The 22,725-nt window shown below is 44.6% G+C and carries 17 protein-coding genes; 12 read left to right on the top strand and 5 right to left on the bottom strand.

The genetic code is table 11. From position 1 onward, the window contains the following. Positions 1 to 118 precede the first annotated feature (118 nt). From recN to nadK, 3 genes are all read right to left on the bottom strand, one after another. Positions 119 to 1,783 (bottom strand): DNA repair protein RecN, encoded by a 1,665-nt coding sequence (recN, locus tag LIX84_RS19055; RefSeq protein ID WP_104971335.1) that lies wholly within the window; start codon positions 1,781 to 1,783, stop codon positions 119 to 121. A 168-nt stretch (positions 1,784 to 1,951) separates the two neighbouring features. Beyond that, the gene (locus tag LIX84_RS19050) at positions 1,952 to 3,142 is read right to left on the bottom strand and encodes a DUF3103 domain-containing protein (protein ID WP_226421972.1); all 1,191 of its coding nucleotides are present in this window, start codon (positions 3,140 to 3,142) and stop codon (positions 1,952 to 1,954) included. 265 nt (positions 3,143 to 3,407) lie between these two features. Beyond that, entirely contained in the window at positions 3,408 to 4,292 is an 885-nt protein-coding gene (gene nadK, locus LIX84_RS19045; RefSeq protein WP_005391462.1) for an NAD(+) kinase, read from the bottom strand. Between the two features lie 146 nt (positions 4,293 to 4,438). On the opposite strand from nadK, the gene grpE reads away from it, so the two are divergent. The 5 genes from grpE to dnaJ all read left to right on the top strand — a co-directional run bounded on the left by grpE (position 4,439) and on the right by dnaJ (position 10,341). Beyond that, positions 4,439 to 5,035 carry a nucleotide exchange factor GrpE gene (gene grpE, locus LIX84_RS19040; RefSeq protein WP_012842091.1) on the top strand — a complete coding sequence of 199 codons (597 nt, stop codon included), beginning with the start codon at positions 4,439 to 4,441 and terminating at the stop codon, positions 5,033 to 5,035. Positions 5,036 to 5,452: 417 nt separating this feature from the next. Beyond that, a complete protein-coding gene (locus LIX84_RS19035) occupies positions 5,453 to 6,727 on the top strand; it encodes a dicarboxylate/amino acid:cation symporter (RefSeq protein ID WP_226421971.1) in 1,275 nt (424 codons plus the stop codon). Between the two features lie 347 nt (positions 6,728 to 7,074). After that, a complete protein-coding gene (gene dnaK, locus LIX84_RS19030; RefSeq protein ID WP_005391455.1) occupies positions 7,075 to 8,988 on the top strand; it encodes a molecular chaperone DnaK in 1,914 nt (637 codons plus the stop codon). A 14-nt stretch (positions 8,989 to 9,002) separates the two neighbouring features. After that, positions 9,003 to 9,170, top strand: coding sequence for a hypothetical protein (locus LIX84_RS19025; protein WP_012842089.1), 168 nt, complete (start codon positions 9,003 to 9,005; stop codon positions 9,168 to 9,170). A gap of 22 nt (positions 9,171 to 9,192) precedes the next feature. Then, positions 9,193 to 10,341 (top strand): molecular chaperone DnaJ, encoded by a 1,149-nt coding sequence (gene dnaJ / locus LIX84_RS19020; RefSeq protein WP_005391453.1) that lies wholly within the window; start codon positions 9,193 to 9,195, stop codon positions 10,339 to 10,341. A 68-nt stretch (positions 10,342 to 10,409) separates the two neighbouring features. Here dnaJ and LIX84_RS19015 read toward each other — a convergent pair whose 3' ends face one another. Beyond that, a complete protein-coding gene (locus LIX84_RS19015) occupies positions 10,410 to 10,841 on the bottom strand; it encodes a type IV pilin protein (RefSeq protein ID WP_226421997.1) in 432 nt (143 codons plus the stop codon). A 103-nt stretch (positions 10,842 to 10,944) separates the two neighbouring features. On the opposite strand from LIX84_RS19015, the gene LIX84_RS19010 reads away from it, so the two are divergent. From LIX84_RS19010 to tadA, 6 genes are all read left to right on the top strand, one after another. Next, on the top strand, positions 10,945 to 11,454 hold the full coding sequence (locus LIX84_RS19010) for a GspH/FimT family pseudopilin (RefSeq protein ID WP_226421996.1): 510 nt from the start codon (positions 10,945 to 10,947) through the stop codon (positions 11,452 to 11,454). Continuing rightward, positions 11,435 to 12,052, top strand: coding sequence for a PilW family protein (locus LIX84_RS19005; protein ID WP_104974426.1), 618 nt, complete (start codon positions 11,435 to 11,437; stop codon positions 12,050 to 12,052). The genes LIX84_RS19010 and LIX84_RS19005 overlap by 20 nt, the downstream gene beginning before the upstream one ends. Beyond that, positions 12,049 to 13,302: a hypothetical protein gene (locus LIX84_RS19000; protein ID WP_226421970.1), complete on the top strand. Its 1,254-nt coding sequence runs from the start codon at positions 12,049 to 12,051 to the stop codon at positions 13,300 to 13,302. Before LIX84_RS19005 ends, LIX84_RS19000 begins: the two co-directional genes overlap by 4 nt. Then, positions 13,292 to 13,702 (top strand): type IV pilus modification PilV family protein, encoded by a 411-nt coding sequence (locus LIX84_RS18995; RefSeq protein ID WP_031780848.1) that lies wholly within the window; start codon positions 13,292 to 13,294, stop codon positions 13,700 to 13,702. The genes LIX84_RS19000 and LIX84_RS18995 overlap by 11 nt, the downstream gene beginning before the upstream one ends. 288 nt (positions 13,703 to 13,990) lie before the next feature. After that, positions 13,991 to 15,550 (top strand): AbgT family transporter, encoded by a 1,560-nt coding sequence (locus LIX84_RS18990; RefSeq protein ID WP_005383758.1) that lies wholly within the window; start codon positions 13,991 to 13,993, stop codon positions 15,548 to 15,550. Between the two features lie 239 nt (positions 15,551 to 15,789). Further along, positions 15,790 to 16,299 carry a tRNA adenosine(34) deaminase TadA gene (gene tadA, locus LIX84_RS18985; protein ID WP_373925403.1) on the top strand — a complete coding sequence of 170 codons (510 nt, stop codon included), beginning with the start codon at positions 15,790 to 15,792 and terminating at the stop codon, positions 16,297 to 16,299. Positions 16,300 to 16,884: 585 nt separating this feature from the next. Here tadA and mltF read toward each other — a convergent pair. After that, entirely contained in the window at positions 16,885 to 18,474 is a 1,590-nt protein-coding gene (gene mltF, locus LIX84_RS18980) for a membrane-bound lytic murein transglycosylase MltF (protein ID WP_226421968.1), read from the bottom strand. A gap of 287 nt (positions 18,475 to 18,761) precedes the next feature. Between mltF and purL the strand changes: the two genes are divergently transcribed. After that, the gene (gene purL / locus LIX84_RS18975) at positions 18,762 to 22,670 is read left to right on the top strand and encodes a phosphoribosylformylglycinamidine synthase (RefSeq protein ID WP_226421995.1); all 3,909 of its coding nucleotides are present in this window, start codon (positions 18,762 to 18,764) and stop codon (positions 22,668 to 22,670) included. Positions 22,671 to 22,725 lie beyond the last annotated feature (55 nt).

The following is a 22,725-nucleotide window of genomic DNA, read 5'->3' as shown; positions in this document are numbered from 1 at the left end:
ATGGGGTAGCACTGACCATTATTTCGAAAGGGAATCAGCACCCAAGCACTTTGATATGGTGATGGGGGAGGTAGAGTCACGGAGTAGTGTTCGTGACTCTATCTTTGAAAGAGCATGGCTAAGCGGCGATGAGGAGCTCTTTGGCGTTTGCAAGGGTAGAATCTGTAATTTGGCTACCTCCAAGTAGGCGAGCTAATTCTGCCACACGTTGTTGTTCATCTAATGCGTGCATTTGTGTTTCGGTTTGGCCAGCTTTTGTTTGTTTAGCCACGAACATTTGTTGATGGCCACAACCTGCAACTTGAGGGAGGTGAGTGACACACAATACCTGAGTAGACTCGCCAAGCTTGCGTAGCATTTTGCCGACTACAGCTGCTGTTGGACCACTAATACCGACATCCACCTCATCGAAGATCAAGCTTGGTGTATCCACTTTCTGAGCGGTAATCACTTGGATAGCTAATGAGATGCGTGATAGCTCACCGCCTGACGCAACTTTTGCTATAGGTTGCAATGGCTGTCCTGGGTTGGTCGATACTAAGAAGCACACACTGTCCATGCCAAGTGGTGATGGGTGCGTGTTTTCATTGCTGACTTCGATATTGAATACCGCTTTTTCCATGCTCAATTCGTGCATGCTTTGTGTGATCAGTTTGTTCAGTTCTTTTGCGTAACGGCTGCGTGATTTGTGTAGTTTTTCTGCTTGGTTTAGGAAGCTTTGGTACTTTTGTTCCACTTCTTGCGCGAGTTCATCTAAACGTTCATCAGAGCAATCTAACGCTTCTACTTGAGCCAGAAGATCTTGGTGATGTTGGTATAGTTCTTCTGGCATCACGTGGTGTTTGCGAGCAACAGACATCACTTTAGAAAAACGTTCTTCTACATAAGCCATACGAGCAGGATCCACATCTATGCCATCTAGATAACTGCGTAATTCGTTCTTCGTTTCTTCCAGTTGAATCATCGCTTCTGACAACATGTTGGGTAGCTCAGATAGCTTTTCATCTAACTCAGCTAGTTGAATTAGGGAGTGATTGGCCGATTGCAAAATACCAAGCGCATTGACTTCTTCACCTTCGTAAATAAGTTCGATGGCTTGCTGACAGGTAGTGGCGAGTTCACCACTATTGGATAGTCGTTTGTGCTCTTGCTCGAGCTCTGCAAATTCTTCTTCACCTAGCGATAACTCATTTAGTTCTTTGATTTGGTATTCAAGCAACTGTTTTTGCGCCTGGTTTTGCTGGCTATTTTCTTTTAGTTGCTTGAGGTTATTGTCTGCCTGACGCCAATGCTGGTAAGCACTTCGTGTGCTTTTTAGTAGGTTTAGATGACCTGCATATTGGTCGAGCATAGCCATTTGGTGTTCGCTTTTCATCAATTGATGATGAGCGTGTTGCCCATGGATATTGATCAGCAGTTGCCCTAGAGATTTGAGTTGTGATAGTGGGACAGGACTGCCATTAATGAAGGCTCTTGAGCGACCTTCTTTTGTGATGATGCGACGCAAAATACATTCACTGCCATCAAGCAGATCGTTATCTTCTAGCCAACGCGTTGCATGTAGGTTGTTGTCCAGTAAAAAAGCGGCACTAACTTCGGTTTTTTCTTCACCTTGTCGAACCATGCCAGCATCGGCTCGTCCGCCTAAGCAGAGCCCTAAAGCATCGATAGCAATGGATTTACCCGCGCCTGTTTCACCTGTGATGGTGGTCATGCCCTTAGACAGCTCGAGTTGTAAAGACTTAACAATCGCAAAATTATTAACACTTAGATGAGCCAGCATTTTTTATTTACCTGTATAACTGAACAATACTGTGTAAGAGAACAGTATATACTGTTTCTTTATACAGTAAAGACAGGTGGGAAAAAATTTCTGTGTGGGGTGCTTTTTTGTGATGAAGTGGGAAAAATGAGCCGAAGTGATTACAACGACTCATTAAAATTGAACAGGTTACGGACGAGTTGGGTTAATCGTGAGCGGCTCTAATGTGACTACTGCATTCACACCAGCACCTGGATGATCCACGTATGATGTGTCTTGCATTAGTGTGTAGTAAACGTCGACGAAGTCATCATCATTCGTTAGGACGCCGTCAGGGATCGTGTCGATGATCTTATTCGTGATTTGCGGAATAATCGCGTAAGCCTGAACTTCTGGATCTGGAATCGCTTTCAGCACTTCCCCAGCAACTTGAACAAGGAGTTTTGCCAACTGTTTATAGTCTGTACCATCATCTTGTTCCATGAGCACGATGTCCGCAGCGCCCCAACGGTAACGAGACCAGTGAATAATGATCTGATTTGGGTAGTAATCTTGGTTATCGTAGTCTAAGTATGGAAGCTCTACTAAATCGAGAGTAGGTTCATCACGACTTGGATTGACGCCCGTTACGATAGCGTAGATTTCTGCCTTGCCAGAGATCCAAGGTTCTTTGTCATCGGCTAGACGGATCTTTTTCAACTGCGTTGTTTGAATTGGAGCCGCTTCGCCAACAGTGCTACTTGACAATAGCGGTGCATTTTGACGCTGTTCATCAGAAAAATACGGCTGAACTAAAGTAGGCTGACCGAGTTTTTTCATTTCAGCCTGCATAGCTTGCAAGCCAGCCTTTAGCTCTGCAGAGCTGTTGTTATCAACAACGAGTACAGGTACATCTGGGAGTTGGTAAACATCGAGTTGATGGATGTTGCCATACACATCAAATGCTTCGATATATTGCCAATTCTCATCATCACCACTTGGTTCAAATGCAAATAATGGCTCGACCTCGCCACTTTGCCATGCTGTTATCATGTTCTCATTAGCTAAACGAACTTCCAGCAACTGATCTGAGTATTCAGAAATACCTTTCCAGCTACGAATTTGAGTGTCAGCTTGTACAAGCTGACGGCTAAACTCGGAGTTGGGGTTTTGTTGAACAAATGCTGATACAGAGACGTTAGTCTGTTGTGGAGTAATATCTCTTCTCAACATGGGTTCAATGGCAGCATAGTTCTCACTCAATTGTTGAGCGAGGGCACGCTTCGTCTTAGTGATATCTTCCGCTTTTGCGTTGGATACACTGTTGACTTGCGTTTCCTCTGATTGGCAGCCAATAAGTGCTAATGTACTGAGAACAGACAGAATGATGGTTTTCTTCATAATATGTCCTTTATTGATTTTATGAAATAGAGTTAATAATCTATTCATGGTGAGAATATCACCGGACATAGATCATTGAATTTGCTTTTCTATCTTTTGTGTAAACTTTGCCCACAGGATCAAAATTTATAAACTTCTCTTTAATGACAGCAAATATCGTGTCGCCTCACTACTTTGTGTCTATTTCTTGTCTAAGAAAGCCAAAAGCCAGTGGCAATTAAGCTACTGGCTTTTTTATTGAAGTCATTTCCCTGAGTAACAAGTGTTAGAACAATTTACTAGACCAACCAAGCTTGTTACGTAAAACGTGATAGTAGCTGTAGTCTTTGGGATGGATGAGTTTGAGCACATTTGGACTTTGATAGATGTGGATTTCGTCTCCTGGAGAAACAGGGAGAGACACTTGTCCATCACAGCTAACTTCTTGTGTTCCTCGGTTCTCTGGTGACACCACCAATTTAATTCGACGCTTTCCATCAACCACCAAAGGTCGACTCGACAAGGTATGAGGGAACATTGGCACGAGTGAAATGGCATTCAAGCTCGGCGAAAGAATTGGACCGCCGCCAGAAAGCGAATATGCAGTTGAGCCCGTTGGTGTGGAAACAATCAAACCATCGGCTCGTAAAGAGAAGGCGAAGCTTTCATCGATGTACACTTCAAATTCAATCATATGGGCAATTTGCCCTGGGTGAAGTACAGCTTCATTTAGCGCAGCGTTGTGGCTTTTAATTTGCCCGTGACGGTGTACTTCCGCTTCTAAGAGAAAGCGCTCTTCTTCAATATACTCACCGTCGAGTACCGCTTGCAGAGACGCTTGGAACTCGTCTGGGTTTAAGTCAGTTAAGAAGCCCAGGTTTCCACGGTTAACCCCTATGACTGGAACATCAAATCGGGATAAAATTCTTGCCGCGCCTAGCATGTTGCCATCCCCACCAACCACAATGGCTAGATCGGCATTTTTTCCTAGTTCAACTAAACTGGCAAATTGACTCTGCGGGATATCATCCAGTATTGCGGCAAGGCGATCGTCAATAAATACTTTATAGCCTTCAGAGGTCAGCCATTGGTACAACTCTTTATGAGTTTGAATTGCTTGTTGATCTCTTGGTTTTCCGATAATCGCGATCACGTTACATGGATTTTTCATAGCATTTCCGCATTAAAGAGGCTTGAATCAGGAATCTTCATCCCCATAATAATGGCAAGTCACCTAAATATGCGAATTTTTATGTGGTTAAAGCCCGCAAAAACGCGCATGGCTTTAAGGGCATTATGTTGAATTCTGGAGATATCATGAGCAACGAAGAAAACAAAGTTACAGAAGAAGAGCTTGATCAAATCATCGAAGAGGCTGAAAAAGTAGAAGCTGAAGCACAAGAAGTTGAAGCTGAGCTTGAAGAAATTGGTGATGAGACAGACGCTAAGATTGCTCAACTAGAAGCGGCACTACTGTCTAGCGAGGCAAAAGTAAAAGAGCAGCAAGATGCGGTGTTGCGTTCTAAAGCTGAAGTAGAAAACATGCGTCGTCGTACTGAGCAAGAGATCGATAAAGCACGTAAGTTTGCGTTGAACAAGTTTGCCGAAGAGTTGCTTCCTGTTATTGATAACCTAGAGCGTGCAATTCAAGCGGCAGATACAGAGAATGAAACGGTTAAGCCGTTCCTAGAAGGTGTTGAGTTAACACACAAAACGTTTGTCGACGTTGTGGCGAAATTTGGCTTGAAAGCAATCAACCCTGAAGGTGAAGCATTCAACCCAGAGTTCCATCAAGCGATGTCGATTCAGGAAAGCCCAGATCATGAATCAAACACAGTTATGTTTGTTATGCAAAAAGGCTACGAACTAAACGGCCGTGTGATTCGTCCGGCAATGGTAATGGTTGCTAAATAACCTTAACTGCCTGTTTTTAAATATAAAGCGCCCATCATTTTTTGATGGGCGCTTTTTTGTTTTAAACGTAAGTTATTACAATGAGCTTCATTGTATATCGACAAAATGGAAGTTTGATCCCCTTCATATTTTTTCTTATTGGTTAATTATTTTCCTATAGGAGATTTCTTCTCATCTCACTGCGTGTTTATGAACGAAGAGGGCTATAAGTAATTGTAATCATTCGTTGTGTGAATGTTTGTGCTGCATAGGAATGTAAAGATAGTCATTTTTTCTACAACAATTCCGTTAACAAAAATGTAAATTATCACTTTATTTTGTAACCTTCGTGTGTATGATTTGCGACTAATGCTTTAAAAGTAAGCATATATAACTACAAAGATGTAAATAGCAAACACAACATATCGGAGATTTATAATGGATAAATCGCTTTCTAGTAAGATTTTTATAGGCTTGTTTGCCGGCCTTGTGCTGGGAACAGCAATTCAGTACTTATTTAGCGGTATTGCGATTTTTGATACATACCTACTTGGAGCAGCAGAAGGCGTTGGCGGCATGTTTGTCTCGCTGATCAAATTGCTTGTTGTTCCTTTAGTTTACGTTTCAATCGTATGCGGCATTGTTGACTTGAAAGACATCAGTGCATTTGGTCGTCTTGGTGGAAAAACTTTTACCCTCTACATTCTTAACACCATCATTGCGATTACGGCGGCTTTGACTATTGGTTTGATTTTCCAGCCAGGAGCTGGTGCTAATCTGGCAGGAACGGTATCTGAGGCCGTACAGCTGACGACGACAGAAACGCCGGACATTTTCTCTCTAGTTGTTAACATTGTTCCTAGCAACCCAGTACAAGCGTTTGCTAACGGCGACATGCTGCAAATCATCTTCATGGCAATTCTGACAGGTCTTGCAATTCAAGCTTTGGATTCTCGTGGTGGTCCTGCCATCCGCACGTTCAAAATGGCAAATGAAATCATGATGAAACTGGTTGGGTTAGTGATGAGTCTTGCGCCATATGGTGTGTTCGCGCTAATGATTCAACTAGGTGCAACTCTAAACGCCAATACATTAATGTCCGTTGCCGGTTACGTGGCTTTGGTGGTTGCGATGTTGGTGTTCTGGATCTTCTTCTTCTACCCAATGGCAGTGAGTATTGCGACAGGAACTTCTCCAAAGACTTTCCTGCGTGCAACTCGTGAGCAGATTCTTTTCTCTCTATCTACCGCGAGCTCAAACGCGACTATCCCGGTAACGATGCGCACACTGACAGAAAAGCTTCAGGTCTCTAAATCAGTTGCTGGCTTCGGTGTACCACTGGGCGCAACGATGAATATGTCTGGTGTATCTATCTATATTGCTCTAGCAACGATGTTTGTTGCGAACGCTTTTGGCCAGCCAATTAACACCGCAGACATCTTCACACTTGGCTTAACTATTCTTCTGTTATCTATTGGTGCTGGCGGCGTTCCTGGGGGCGGCGTGGTAATGGTAGGCGTTTTGCTTCACCAGCTAGGTTTACCACCTGAAGGTTTGGCAATCATTGCAGCGGTCGACCGTATTAATGATATGTTCTGTACGTCATCTAACGTGGTCGGCGACACGGCAGTGAACACCATTGTGGCAAAAACAGAAGGTGAGATAGGTAAAGAAGAAGGTGTTGATGCTGAGCCTGCTCAAGCGAACGCCTAATTCCTTGAATAATTTATTTTAACCCTAATATTGAAGCGAGCTCTTATGAGCTCGTTTTTTATTTAGGAAGAGTCGGGCATAAATAAATTTATCTGGGAAATGACGTTTTGTTGCGCTACAGCAGTGTGACGAGTTCCCAACTAATCAGAAAGAAACACATAAATTTCGAAAAAAGACGCTTTTTTTTAATTCTGCCCTTGAAAAGCATTTTGCCGCCCTTATCTATGTGGCATAGAGAAGCAAACATTGATTATTTTTGTTTGTGAGCAAGGGTTGAAACCCGATTCTCCTCCCCCCACATTGGGGTTATAACCAAACGAAAATAGAATTTATTCGGAGATAGCCAGATGGGTAAAATCATTGGTATTGACTTAGGTACTACTAACTCATGTGTTGCTGTATTAGACGGCGACAAACCACGTGTAATTGAAAACGCAGAGGGCGAACGTACTACTGCATCGGTTATTGCTTACACTGACGGTGAAACGCTAGTAGGTCAACCTGCGAAACGTCAAGCAGTAACTAACCCAGAAAACACGCTATTTGCAATTAAGCGTCTAATCGGTCGTCGTTTTGAAGACGAAGAAGTTCAGCGTGACATCCAAATCATGCCTTACAAAATTGTTAAGGCTGACAACGGTGACGCTTGGGTAGAAGCAAAAGGCCAAAAAATGGCGGCTCCTCAAGTTTCTGCTGAAGTTCTTAAGAAAATGAAGAAAACTGCTGAAGATTTCCTTGGTGAGGAAGTAACTGGCGCAGTTATCACAGTACCTGCTTACTTTAACGATGCTCAGCGTCAAGCTACAAAAGATGCTGGCCGTATCGCAGGTCTAGAAGTTAAACGTATCATCAACGAACCAACAGCAGCAGCGCTAGCTTACGGTCTTGATAAGAAAGGCGGCGATCGCACTATCGCGGTATACGACCTTGGTGGTGGTACATTCGATATCTCTATCATCGAAATCGATGAAGTTGAAGGCGAGAAAACATTCGAAGTTCTAGCGACTAACGGTGATACTCACCTTGGTGGTGAAGACTTTGATAACCGCCTAATCAACTACTTAGTAGACGAGTTTAAGAAAGAGCAAGGTATCGATCTTAAGAACGATCCACTAGCAATGCAGCGTGTTAAAGAAGCAGCAGAAAAAGCGAAAATCGAGCTTTCTTCTACTTCTCAAACTGACGTAAACCTACCTTACGTTACTGCAGATGCAACTGGTCCTAAGCACATGAACATTAAAGTGACTCGTGCAAAACTAGAATCTCTAGTTGAAGACCTAGTACAACGCTCTCTTGAGCCACTAAAAGTAGCTCTAGCTGACGCTGATCTATCAGTAAACGACATCACTGACGTAATCCTAGTTGGTGGTCAGACTCGTATGCCAATGGTTCAAGCGAAAGTTGCTGAGTTCTTTGGTAAAGAAGCGCGCCGTGACGTAAACCCTGACGAAGCAGTAGCAATGGGTGCTGCAGTTCAAGGTGGTGTACTTGCTGGTGACGTTAAAGACGTACTACTACTAGACGTAACTCCACTGTCTCTAGGTATCGAGACAATGGGTGGCGTAATGACTAAGTTAGTTGAGAAGAACACAACTATCCCAACTAAAGCGAACCAAGTTTTCTCTACAGCGGAAGACAACCAGAGCGCGGTTACTATCCACGTTCTACAAGGTGAGCGTAAGCAAGCGATGTACAACAAGTCTCTAGGTCAATTCAACCTAGAAGGCATCCAGCCTGCACCACGTGGTATGCCACAAATCGAGGTTACTTTTGACCTTGATGCGGACGGTATCCTACACGTGTCAGCGAAAGACAAGCAGACTGGTAAAGAGCAGAAGATCACTATCCAAGCTTCTGGCGGTCTAAGCGATGAAGACATCGAGAAAATGGTTCAAGAAGCAGAAGCTAACAAAGAAGCGGACAAAAAGTTCGAAGAGCTAGCGACTGCACGTAACCAAGCTGACCAAATGATTCACGGTACTCGTAAGCAAGTAGAAGAAGCTGGTGAAGCACTACCTGCAGAAGAGAAAGAGAAGATTGAAGCAGCAATTTCTGAGCTAGAAACAGCGCGCAAAGGCGAAGACAAAGAAGCTATCGATGCTAAAGTTCAAGCACTGATGACCGCTTCTCAAAAACTGATGGAAATCGCTCAACAACAAGCTCAAGCGCAGCAAGCACAAGGTGCTGACGCCGATGCACAGTCTAAAGAAGACGACGTTGTAGATGCTGAGTTCGAAGAAGTTAAAGACGACAAGAAATAATATTTCTTAACCAGATGGCTGCAAAGCCATCAGGGGTCGATAAGACTTCGTGTGCGGGCGTTTGGGGCAACTCTTACGCCCGTCTGTTTGTAAACGCTGTCTTTCTAGTTAAGTATGTTGCGGATAAGTACACTTACCTAGAACGATACAAACACCAAGCGGTGAATCGATGCCGTTTGTAGTAATTAACTGGTGACGAAGAACATGTCAAAACGTGATTTTTACGAAGTATTAGGCGTAAGCCGTGATGCCTCAGAGCGCGATATCAAAAAGGCGTACAAGCGTCTAGCGATGAAATTCCACCCAGACCGAAACCAGGGTGATGAGTCTGCGGCGGACAAGTTTAAAGAAGTAAAAGAAGCGTACGAAGTTCTGACCGACCCTCAAAAGAAAGCGGCGTACGACCAGTACGGTCATGCTGCTTTTGAACAAGGCGGCGGTGGTTTCGGTGGCGGCGGCTTTGGTGGCGGCGGTGCTGATTTCGGCGACATCTTTGGCGATGTATTCGGCGACATTTTTGGTGGTGGTCGTCGTGGCGGTGGTGGTCACCGTGCTCAACGTGGTGCGGACTTACGTTACAACATGGAACTGACGCTAGAAGAGGCGGTTCGTGGTGTAACGAAAGAGATCGAAGTACCAACACTAGTACACTGTGATACCTGTGATGGTAGTGGCGCGAAGAAAGGCTCATCTGCTGAAACATGTGGTACCTGTCATGGTCATGGTCAAGTACAGATGCGCCAAGGCTTCTTCGCAGTGCAACAAACCTGTCCAACCTGTCACGGTAAAGGCAAGATCATTAAAGACCCTTGTAATGAGTGTCATGGTCAAGGTCGTAAACAGAAAACCAAAACACTTAACGTTAAGATCCCTGCAGGTGTTGATACTGGCGACCGTATTCGTCTATCTGGCGAAGGTGAAGCGGGAGAGATGGGAGCTCCAGCGGGTGACTTGTATGTACAAGTGCACGTGAAAGAGCACCATATCTTCGAACGTGATGGTAACAACCTATACTGTGAAGTGCCTGTAAGCTTTGCGATGGCGGCTCTAGGTGGTGAAGTTGAAGTACCAACTCTAGATGGTCGCGTAAGCCTAAAAGTACCTTCAGAAACGCAAACAGGTCGTATGTTCCGCATGCGTGGTAAAGGTGTGAAAGGCGTTCGCGGTGGCGGTATCGGTGACTTGATTGTTAAGTTGGTTGTTGAAACACCAGTAAACCTAAGCTCACGCCAAAAAGAACTGCTCAAAGAGTTTGAAGAGTCTTGTGGTGGTGAAGCGGCGACAAAGCACAAGCCTAAATCAGAAGGCTTTTTCAACGGTGTGAAAAAGTTCTTTGATGATTTAACCAGCTAGACGTTAGTGAAAAGCACAAATACAAAGGCCTGCTAAAATGCAGGCCTTTTTGCATCTCGGTGTTCTTTCTAATTCCAGCAATCACTTGGTTCTTCGACATTTGTTGACGTTAAAGTAATCGTTTTAGCGCCAGTCAAGCACTCGTCGTCGTCTTGTCCCAGAGCCGATTTTGCTGTTGCTGTAATGGTATAGGCCGTACTTGCAGAGCTCGCAATATTGAAAGAAAATCTATCTGTGTCTGAATCACATAGAGTGCATGTGCCTCCAGAGATAATATGACTCCAGTCGTACCCACCATCATAAGATGTCTCTAGCTCTAGCTGAATTCGACTAAGATCGCTCAAGGCAACCGTCCTATGAGACTTAATTACATGATTGATGTAAGAAGGGTAGGCGACAGCCGCAATGATCCCAACAATCACTACGGCTATCAGTAATTCGATCAATGTCATCCCTCCCAATCTTTTTTTGTAGCTGTTACAGCGAGAAATTCGAATCATCACGAGTAGTTTCCTTTTCACTTTTCCGCCTATTTTTGGCAGGTGATAGCATCTGTGCAAGATGAATTACGGCCCTTTTGCCGTTTACATAGGAATTTGGGAAATGCCTCGCGGGTTTACGTTGTTGGAGCTTCTTATTACTGTTGCTGTACTGAGTATTATATTGGCGTTTGCAGCTCCAAGCTTTAGCCGTGTTTCACAAACTGTGCAAATGCAGCGATTGGCAACTGAATTAGCTGGTTTTCTAAGCCAAAGTAAGTCCGAGGCGGTAATGAGAAATCAAAAGTTATATATACATTTCTCAATGGCTAAAAACGTTGTTGTAAGTCAAGGTGCATGGTCTCTACAGTTAACTGACTCATCTAGCGGCTCAGGGGGAATAATCTTAAACCTTTCCGGCTCCGCATACTCTGAATTATCTTTGAAGCACAGTTACGATAATCAAAAAATAAGCTTCGATGAGGTCCGTGGACGGCCCCAAGGAGGAAATATAGAGTTTTTCCCAACCAATGCTCAAAACATAAAACTACAAGCAAAGCTCTCAAACCCTCCTGGGAGGATTAAGATTTGTAGTAATTCTGGAGCGAAGTTATATGATTACCATCAGTGCTAACAAACGCTATCAAAGAGGTAGCTCTTTAATTGAATTAATGATTAGTTCTTTAATTGGGTTAATTGTTCTTAGTGTAGTGGGCTCTATATTCTTGAGTTTACAAAAAACAGCAAAAGAAAAAAGCTTAGAGCTAAATTTATTGCAAGGTCTTAATATCACTTTATCTGTTATGAAAGAAGATATTCAAAGAGCAGGTTATGATGGTGGGAACGGTAGTTCACTCAAATTATCCGGAGCTACAGGAACCATAATGCTGAGCGGCGCCTCTTCTGTTGGTTTTGTGTATTTTAAAGAAGACTCAGCTGCCAATGAAGACTATCGAAATATTAAGTATGAGAAGAGAGATACTCGGTTTTTTATATGTGAAAAAGGCGTTGTATCTCAAACACAAATATTATCTTTTGATGGTATAGATTTTTGTCGTTCTCTATTTGATGATGATATTTTCCAAGTCACCCAATTCACCGTTAGTTCAGAAACAGTGACTAATGGAGGAAATGTAAGTTCGGTCACGAACGTTAAGTTAGGTTTGCAAACGATTGATGGAGTCTTTAGTGAAGTCGCGGAGTTTTCTATCAAACAAAGGAATTGGCAATGACATCTAAATATAGCTATTCCGGTTATACCACTTTGCTTGTGACTTCTATACTTTTATTACTTGCTTTAATTGCATCATTAGCATCATCCAAAGGTGTCTTTTTTCAAATAAAAGTTGCGCAAAACGAAATAAAATCTCGACAAGCACATTGGTTAGCTGAAGGAGGTGTTGAATGTGCATGGGCGCAATTTAGAGTTAGTAATATTGTACCTGCAGTAATAACAGATTGTGGCTCAGGGCTTTGGACGGTTCCGAATTTTACGAGTACTTCCAATGGGTATTTGGTTACTTCTAATGTTGGATTTACAAGCATTAGTAAGGAGATTATTTTGGGAGGTAACTTGAGCTATGGTGCAATGCAGTCTAGTGCCGACATTTATTTTCATTCTAGTGCAACGTTTTCTACTCCAGATCCAGGGGAATTGAGCAGCGATGGGTGGGAGTGTATTGCGTTAAGGTATAAAAAGCGCTTTTACTCCTCTTCAGTTGATAATAAAGGCGTAACTCATGGAGAGTCTCCCTATGCCGATTTTAACAACCCTACAAATAAAGATTGTGCAAACACGACGGCAAACCGTCATCTCTCATCTAGTGTTGGCGGGGTTGGTGCTGGTGATGATTTTACTCAAGATACAGATTTAAAGCCATTTGAATCCTTCTTTGGAGTAAAGGCTGAAGAGCATAACGATGTCCGAGATAATGGTGTATTTCATGTTATGACGGGCTCAGTGGCTGGTGGCATACCTAATTGTGGTGCTGCTTTAACAGCAGAAATTCAGTCAGGGAAGCATCATTTATGGGTTGAAGGGAGCTGTGAAATCAAGCAATCGGAATACAATGATTTGGTGAATGCTACATCATCGACCAATGGCGTAACAGTGCTCATTCATGATGGTCTTTTCTCCGTGATGGGACCACCGAGCTCCGGCGCTACATCAAATAAGTTTAAAGGGGTCTTGTTTCATTTCAATCATGATTATGCTCCGGCAACAGCGGATTGGGTTGGGTTCGAAGCCAATGCTCACCTAAATCATGTGCCAAGTGTTGTAGAAGACTCATACAGGACAATAGCTTCTTATTATCAGCATGGTTCTTTTACGGTATCTGGTGGTCAATATTTTGATAGTGAAGATCAGGCAGCGGTTTTCTTCGATTCTTTGGACTTTAGATACAATAAAGATGTGATAGACAATTCAAGGAATGCGCATGCAATTCCTAGATGGAAAAAGGGCTCCTGGAATGATCTCTAAACAAAAAGGTTTTAACCTTCTTGAAGTTCTAATTTCTTTTCTGCTTATCGGTGTTGGGGCACTAGGTTTAACAAAGCTAAACGTGTATCTCGAACGTGAATCCGAATATGCCATAAAAAGTATTGAAGCACTGCGTCTAACAGAGAACCAGCTTGAATGGTTCCGAACGCGTGGTGCTTCGGATGCGCTTTCTACGATTTCTACTGCCAGTTTTGCCTCTATCGTGACAGGATCTTCCGCCACTGGAGCGTACACGGTGGAGTGGGATGTGCCACCTGCTACTGTATCAGGTTCACTAAAGACGATCATCATCACAACAAGTTGGGAAGATAGAATGGGGCAGACGCAATCCGTTCAGCTGAAAACTATGATTTCACAGTACAGTGAATTCGAAAACTAAGTTCAATTGCATGCATGCGCTGAGACAAATGCGGGTGTAATTCCTGTTTGATACCGGATTTGTCGCGGTTAATAAATGGTTTTTGAACTGTTAATCGAGTTGATCTGCTACTGTTTTTATTATGTTTAATTGAAGTGGTGTTTTTGCAAAATATGTCTCCAATTATGAAAAAAAATATAGAACCTTGTGCTTTCTCCATTAGTGTTTACTAGAATACTCGTTGGATAGTAGGCCGTTATAATTATTCAAATAGGCCTTGGCACCAACATCATTCACTATGGAGTTACCATGAGTAACCAAGCTGTAAATAAGGCACCATCATCGAAGCCGAGCGGTATGGAGCGCTTTTTAAACTTTATCGAGAGGACAGGTAACAAAATTCCTGATCCTGCGATTTTGTTCTTCTGGGCATTGATCATTACTTGGGCGGCGTCAGCACTTTTGTCGAATGTATCATTCGATCTTCCAAACCCTCGAACGGGCGAAGCTCTTACCATCACTAATTTACTTACGGGCGAAGCGCTAGCAAGTTTCCTTGCGAACATGGTGACGACGTTTACTGGCTTTGCGCCACTGGGTATCGTACTTGTCGCAATGCTAGGTGTGGGTGTTGCAGATTCTTCGGGCTTTATTACGACGGGTCTTAAGAAGATGCTGAACTTCACGCCAGCTAAGCTTCTTACTCCAATGCTGATTTTGGTTGCTATTGTGTCGCATACTGCGGCAGATGCAGGCTATGTTCTGGTTATTCCTCTGGGCGGTATTATCTTCCATGCGGCAGGTCGTCACCCTCTAGCGGGTATTGCGGCAGCATTTGCAGGTGTATCTGGTGGCTTCTCTGCAAACTTTATCCCTTCTGGTATCGATCCACTACTTGCAGGCTTTACGCAAACCGCGGCGCAGGTTCTTGATCCTGAATATGTGGTTAACCCATTAGCGAACATCTTCTTTACTGGCCTATCTTCCATCATTATTGTAGCGATTGGTTGGTACGTGACAGAAAAAATCATCGAGCCTCGTTTATCAAAAATGCCAATTGATGACGATGCGGAAACTGCGCCAAACCTAGGTTCATTTACTGAACTGGAATCAAAAGCATTCCGTTATGCAGGTTGGGCAATGATGGCGGGTATTGCTTTACTTGTTGCAGCGTTAATTCCAGAAACATCAGCACTTCGCTCGCCTGAAGGTGAAATTACGGCCTTCTCAGCACCGATAATGAAGTCTATCGTGCCGTTGATCTTTATTCTGTTTATCATTCCTGGTTACGTTTACGGGAAAGTGTCAGGTACGTTCAAGACTAGCAACGACATTATTAAAGCGATGGCTGACACCATGTCAACCATGGGCGCATACATTGTAATGTCGTTCTTCTGTGCTCAGTTCTTATCTGCATTTGCTCAGTCAAACATCGGTACGATGCTAGCGTTGTATGGTGCAGAAGGTCTGAAAGCGATGAACTTACCTGGTGAAGTGACCATCATTGGTATGATCCTTCTAACTGCGTCTGTAAACCTACTTATTGGTTCTGCATCGGCAAAATGGGCTTTAATTGGTCCAATCTTAGTGCCAATGCTAATGGCGGTTGGTATCTCGCCTGAGCTGTCTCAAGCGGCTTACCGTGTGGGTGACTCTGTATCGAACATCATTTCGCCTCTAATGGTATTTTTCCCTCTTGTAGTGGTTTACTGTCAGCGTTATGTGAAGTCGGCTGGTATCGGTACGCTTGCGTCACTAATGATGCCATTCTCGATTGCAATGCTGATCGGTTGGTCTATCTTCCTAGTTGCTTATTGGATGGTAGGTATCCCGCTAGGCATTCAAGCTCCTTACACTTACACAATGTAAAAACGTGTAGGTAATTGGCAGCCGAAAAGCGCAGGTCTTCGATCTGCGCTTTTTTGTTCTCGCAAAACGAACATCGATAGGTCTTGGAACTAGGTTTTTTGGAGTTGCAAACTTTGTCTCGTGATGTGTTGCTGTAGTGAAGCCGAAGTTGGTGATAAAATTCCTGACTTCAATCGTTTTTTGTTTCTTTGGAGCCTCCTTTGTCTAACCATCCGTTTACCCCTCAAGATGAATTGTTTATGCGCAGAGCGATGGTGCTTGCTGAGCAAGCAGAAGCTGAGGGGGAAGTACCTGTCGGCGCAGTGCTTGTCAAAGATGGTGAAATTATCGCTGAGGGGTGGAATCGCTCTATTGGTACTAATGACGCTACCGCACATGCTGAGATTCAAACACTGCGTAAAGCAGGCCAAAAGATAGAAAATTACCGCCTTCTGGATACGACTTTGTATGTAACACTTGAGCCATGTCCAATGTGTGCCGGAGCCTTACTGCATAGCCGCGTTAAGCGGGTCGTTTTTGGAGCGCCAGATTTAAAAGCTGGAGCAGCAGGAACAGTGCTTAATTTGTTTGAAAGCCAAGCCGCTTACCATTACGCCTTAGTTGAAAAGGGGCTGCTAGAAGATGAGTGCCGCACTCAGCTACAAGCGTTTTTTAAGCGTCGCCGAAAGGAAATTAAAGCGAAGAAACAAGCACAAAAAGCATTAGAAAATGGAGAGAGTGGACAAAACTATGGAAATAGTCAGAGTTAGCAAACATCTACTACGGGGTAGATGTTTGCCTGAACGTACTAGTGATTGACTAAGTGTACAAAAACACGATTACGTGAACTTACTTTCTTTTTCATACATGTCAGTTTACGTTTACGTCGGATAGCAGCTACTGTGTTATTTAAACGCTTTGACTGCACTCTACGTCTTCTCATATTCAAAACCTCCTGCAGACAAGACTTATACCAGTAAATAGCGGTTCATCGATGCTTTACAATAGGCTCGATAATCGCACTAAACATTTGATGGTTTAACGTTCTTCATTTGACTTCTGCATTGCACAGAGCCAGCAAACAATTTCAATACGGTGCTTAATAATATGAGTGACGTTATTTCGGCAGAGCGTAGCCGATAGCGCCGCTTCATCAACTGAGCTAAACCATGTGGTTGCGAAGCAATCTGTTACAAAGCAATCAGTTTAACTAACGGTGAAAAAAGGCGGCCAACCAAAGGAATAGTTGAGTGTGGTTGGTGTCACTCAGAGTCTTGGATTCTAGATAAGTTTTCGCTAGGACTCAACAAAAATGACGAGCTCATGGGCTCGTCATTTTTTAGTTTACAGCGGGTCTATTCTTCAAGGCTTTCTTGTTCGGTGTCTTCTTCAACCGTGACGTCAGAAGCACCTGAGACTTGCTCGACGACAGCCTCTACTGCTCCTGATATCAAAATGTCGGGGTTGAGCGGCGGAATCACTTGTAAGTCATCGCTATTCTCATCAATCGCTGGCTGTTGGCTGACATGGCCAATGATGGATTGATAATAACGTCGAATATTTTCTACGTAATTACGCGCTTCATCACCTCTGGCGTACCCATAGCGAGTTTGACTGTAGTAACGCTTCTGACGCAGTAAAGGCAATCTGTCTTTTACATCCGCCCAAGCGTTTGGATCGCCACCTTGCGCTTTAGTAAGTCGTCGTGCGTCCATCATGTGGCCATAGCCAATGTTGTATGAAGCCAGGGCAAACCATATTTTTTCATGCTCGTTGATGCTATCAGGCACGCGACCTACAATGCGACGTAAGTACTCGACACCACCACGAACAGATTGCTCAGGGTCTAAACGGTTTGTTACCCCAACGCTTTTCGCTGTTGGCAGAGTAAGCATCATCATCCCTCTAACACCTGTTGGCGATTTTGCCGCTGGCTTCCAGTGTGATTCTTGATACGCCAATGCTGCAATTAAGCGCCAGTCGAACTCTTCGCTGTACTTTTGGAATAAAGGTGCCCACTTAGGCAATTTGTCATCCAGAGCTCGAATGAATGCGCGAGTATCAACGTAGTCAAATGCTTCAATATGACCAATGTACTTCTCTTCGAGAGTGGACAGTTCTCCTGATTGTTTAATGTTACCGAAAAACTCTATCAGCATCGCATACAAACTTTCGTCTTCAGAGCGTCGAGTAAACCACGATACTGGTTGATCTTCTGTAAGTTCAAACGCGAGCGCAAGATCGGGGTAAAGGCGCTGAGCTAGGGAAAGTTCTACAGAGTCAGTCACAGTAAAACGCAACTCACCAGTGGATACATATTTAAGTAAGTCTCTCGTGTCAGCATCGCCAACAATTTCAAACTGCAGCTCTGGGTATTGCTTCTTTAATGCGGTTAGGGTCGGAACATATTGCGATTGTTCGACGATCTTTAATGTTTGCGCGCCTGCATTTGTATCTGCGTCAGATTCGCTGTCTTTCGATGCTTGGTATTCAATCAGTTGTTCGATATCACGTGGTCGAAGTTGCCCCTTTTTATACACAACTTGTTGGCTTACATAATAATAAGCAGGGCCCGGTCTAAAGCGTTTTACCGCTTGTGACGTTTGATTTAAGCCCGTAGCGATGAGATCAATATCTCCTTTCTTAAGAGCAGGAAAAAGCTCGGCTTGGCGAAAGGCAGGCTTAATCTCGAGCTTGACGCCGAGCTGCTCCGCAAACTGACGCGCCAATTCGTAATCCAAACCAGCGGGACCATCGGGACCAATATAATAGGAAAGCTGATTGTTTAGCGTGCCAACACGAAGCACGCCACGTTCCTGAATTTTTTCGAATTCACTTTTGGGTTCCGACTCAATCTGGCAGGCAGAGAGTAGTAGCACAGAAACAAAAATTAGGGCGCTGCGCTTGAGTCGGTTGAGCTGGCTTATTTGCATTAATAGGTACATCTTAGGAAATTTCTATTTGCCTTTATATCAAAGCGAGCTCATGGGGCAAAGTGAATCACACACTTATAGCGTGACATTGTGTGTTTTATCGACATTTTAGTCGTAATTCAAATTTGACAAAAAAAATGACGCAAACGGTTGCTTTTGGTGTTACATCACAAAAACAATTGCTATATAATGCGCTCGCAATGACGAGGTGGAATCGGCATAGGTTCGACAGGGCTTATTTTAAGTGTCTGAATTTATTCCAATATCACCTTAATCAATTGCATAAGAGACCTAAGCACATGAGAATTTTGCGTGGCTCCCCAGCTCTTTCTGAGTTTCGTGTTAATAAACTACTGGAACTTTGTCGTGAACAAGATCTGCCTGTAACTGGCATTTATGCCGAGTTTATGCACTTTGCCGATCTAAAGTCTGACCTTGATGACCAAGAGTTAGAAAAACTTGAAAAGTTACTAACTTACGGCCCAACCATCGAAGAGCATGAGCCAGAAGGTCTTCTACTTCTTGTTACGCCTCGTCCAGGCACTATCTCGCCTTGGTCTTCTAAATCTACCGATATCGCTGTTAACTGTGGCTTGGATAAAGTGAAACGTCTAGAGCGCGGTACGGCTTATTATGTCGAATCTTCAGTTGTTCTATCAGAAGCTCAAGTTGACGCTGTCAAAGCGTTAATTCATGACCGCATGATGGAAACGGTATTTACAAAATTTGAAGCTGCGTCAGCGCTGTTTACAGTCGCAGAGCCTAAGCCTGTCGCACATGTTGATATCTTAGCGGGCGGTCGTCTTGCGCTTGAAGAAGCAAACGTTTCCCTTGGCTTGGCACTCGCAGAAGATGAAATTGATTACTTGGTAGAGAACTTTACTAAGCTTGGGCGTAACCCAAACGACATTGAATTGATGATGTTTGCTCAGGCGAACTCAGAGCACTGTCGCCACAAAATTTTTAACGCAGATTGGACTATCGACGGGGTAGATCAACCTAAGTCTTTGTTCAAAATGATCAAAAACACGTTCGAAACGACACCTGACTATGTGCTGTCTGCATACAAAGACAACGCGGCCGTTATGACGGGCTCTAAAGCGGGTCGTTTCTTCCCAGATCCTAAATCTCGTCAATACACTTACCACCATGAAGATGCGCACATCTTAATGAAGGTAGAGACGCACAACCACCCAACGGCAATCTCTCCATGGCCGGGCGCATCGACTGGTTCAGGCGGTGAGATCCGTGACGAAGGCGCGACGGGTATCGGTGGTAAGCCAAAAGCAGGTCTGGTTGGTTTTACAACCTCTAACTTACGTATTCCTGGTTTTGAACAGCCATGGGAAACCGACTTTGGCAAGCCAGGTCGTATTGTTAACGCGCTAGACATCATGCTTGAAGGTCCTCTAGGCGGCGCGGCATTCAACAATGAATTTGGTCGTCCAAATCTATTGGGTTACTTCCGTACTTACGAAGAAAAAGTGACCTCTCACGCGGGTGAAGAAATCCGTGGTTACCACAAACCAATCATGATTGCTGGTGGTATGGGTAACATTCGTGACAAACACGTGCAGAAGAAAGAAATTCCAGTGGGTGCGAGCTTAATCGTACTTGGTGGTCCTGCAATGAACATCGGTCTTGGTGGTGGCGCGGCGTCTTCAATGGCGTCTGGTCAGTCAGCAGAAGATCTGGACTTCGCGTCAGTACAGCGTGAAAACCCAGAGATGGAGCGTCGCTGTCAAGAAGTGATCGACCGTTGTTGGCAGCTAGGCGACGACAACCCAATCGCATTTATCCACGATGTGGGCGCGGGTGGTATCTCTAACGCATTGCCTGAACTTGTCGACGACGGTGAGCGTGGCGGTAAGTTCCAATTACGCGATGTACCAAACGATGAGCCGGGCATGAGTCCGCTAGAAATTTGGTGTAATGAATCACAGGAGCGTTACGTTCTTGCGGTAGCGCCAGAAAACATGGAAGCATTCGATGCAATCTGTAAGCGTGAACGCGCACCATATGCAGTGGTGGGTGTGGCGACAGAAGAGCGTCATCTAACGCTAGAAGATTCTCACTTCGACAATACGCCAATCGATATGCCAATGGATATCCTGCTTGGTAAGCCACCGAAGATGCACCGCGACGCAACCACACTAAAGGTGGAAAGCCCTGCCATTGTTCGTGATGGTATTGAGCTTAATGAAGCGGTGGATCGCGTACTTCGTCTTCCAGCGGTTGCAGAAAAAACATTCCTAATTACTATCGGTGACCGAACAGTAACGGGTCTGGTTGCTCGTGATCAAATGGTTGGCCCTTGGCAGGTACCAGTAGCAAACTGTGCAGTAACAGCGGCAAGCTATGACACTTACCACGGCGAAGCAATGTCGATGGGTGAGCGCACGCCAGTGGCATTACTAGACTTTGGTGCATCGGCTCGCCTAGCTGTTGGTGAGTCACTAACGAACATTGCGGCAACAGACATCGGTGATATTAAACACATTAAACTGTCTGCGAACTGGATGTCGCCAGCGGGTCACCCAGGTGAAGATGCAGGTCTTTATGAAGCAGTCAAAGCGGTGGGTGAAGAGCTCTGTCCTGCATTAGGTTTGACGATCCCAGTTGGTAAAGACTCCATGTCGATGAAAACCAAGTGGGAGGAGAACGGCGAGAGTCAAGAAGTCACTTCTCCACTGTCGCTAGTTATCACGGCATTTGGTCGTGTGGAAGACGTACGTAAGACCGTGACTCCACAATTACGCACATCTGATACCTTGGAAGGATTAGGCGACACTTCTCTAGTTCTTGTTGACTTGGGTAACGGCAAAAACCGCTTAGGTGCGACAGCATTGGCACAAGTATACAAACAGCTGGGTGACAAACCTGCTGACGTAGATAACGCTGAGCAGCTAAAAGGCTTCTTTGATGCAATGCAAGCGTTAGTACGTGATGACAAGCTAGTGGCTTACCACGATAAAGGCGACGGCGGTCTGTTTGTAACACTGGCTGAGATGGCGTTCGCGGGTCACTGTGGCGTAAAAGCGAACATCGCAGAGCTGGGTGACGATGCGCTAGCCGTTCTATTTAACGAAGAGCTAGGTGCGGTTGTTCAAGTTAAGAATGATGATCTGGATTCAGTTCTATCTACTCTGGCGGCAAACGGTTTAGAGGCATGTTCACATGTGATTGGTTCTGTTGAAGCTTCAGACGACTTTATTATCACTTCTGGTGATGCAGTTGTGCTTGAACGTTCACGTACCGAACTACGCGTTATCTGGGCTGAAACAACGCATAAGATGCAAGGTCTACGTGATAACCCAGCGTGTGCTGACCAAGAGCACGAAGCTAAGAAAGACAACTCTGACCCGGGTCTAAACGTTAAGCTCAGCTTCGACGTAAATGAAGACGTTGCAGCACCGTACATTGCAAAAGGTGCTAAACCTAAGATGGCGATTCTACGTGAGCAGGGTGTTAACTCCCACGTTGAAATGGCAGCAGCGTTTGATCGCGCAGGTTTTGAAGCAACCGACATTCATATGAGCGATATCCTAACGGGTCAAGCGGTACTGGATGAATACCATGGCCTAGTAGCTTGTGGTGGCTTCTCTTACGGCGACGTACTAGGTGCGGGTGAGGGTTGGGCTAAGTCTATCCTGTTTAACGCACAAGCTCGTGAACAGTTCCAAGCCTTCTTTAACCGTAAAGAGACGTTCTCTTTAGGTGTATGTAACGGTTGTCAGATGCTTTCTAACCTGAAAGAGCTGATCCCGGGTGCAGACTTGTGGCCACGTTTTGTTCGTAACGAATCTGAGCGTTTTGAAGCGCGCTTTAGCCTAGTTGAAGTTCAGAAATCTGATTCTGTATTCTTCGACGGAATGGCTGGTTCGCGCATGCCAATCGCGGTTTCCCACGGAGAAGGGCGTGTAGAAGTACGTGGTGCAGAGCACCTAGCAGCGATCGAGGCATCAGGTACGGTTGCGGTTCGTTACGTGGATAACCTCGGTAACCCAACACAACAATACCCGAACAACCCGAACGGTTCGCCAAACGCGATTACCGGTTTAACAACAGCAGACGGTCGCGTAACTATCATGATGCCTCACCCAGAGCGCGTATTCCGCACAGTTGCAAACTCTTGGGCTCCGGAAGGTTGGGGTGAAAATGGTGCTTGGATGCGTATGTTCCAAAATGCACGTAAGAATATCGGTTAATTGACCAAAGGTTAATCTAGCTTAAGTAAAGCGTTGGTTGAGAGACCAGCGCTTT

The organism is Vibrio sp. E14, assembly GCF_020515785.1.
GTDB classification, from domain to species: domain Bacteria; phylum Pseudomonadota; class Gammaproteobacteria; order Enterobacterales; family Vibrionaceae; genus Vibrio; species Vibrio diabolicus.
Note: the sequence above shows the minus strand (reverse complement) of the source record. Positions and strands in the feature narration are given on the sequence as shown.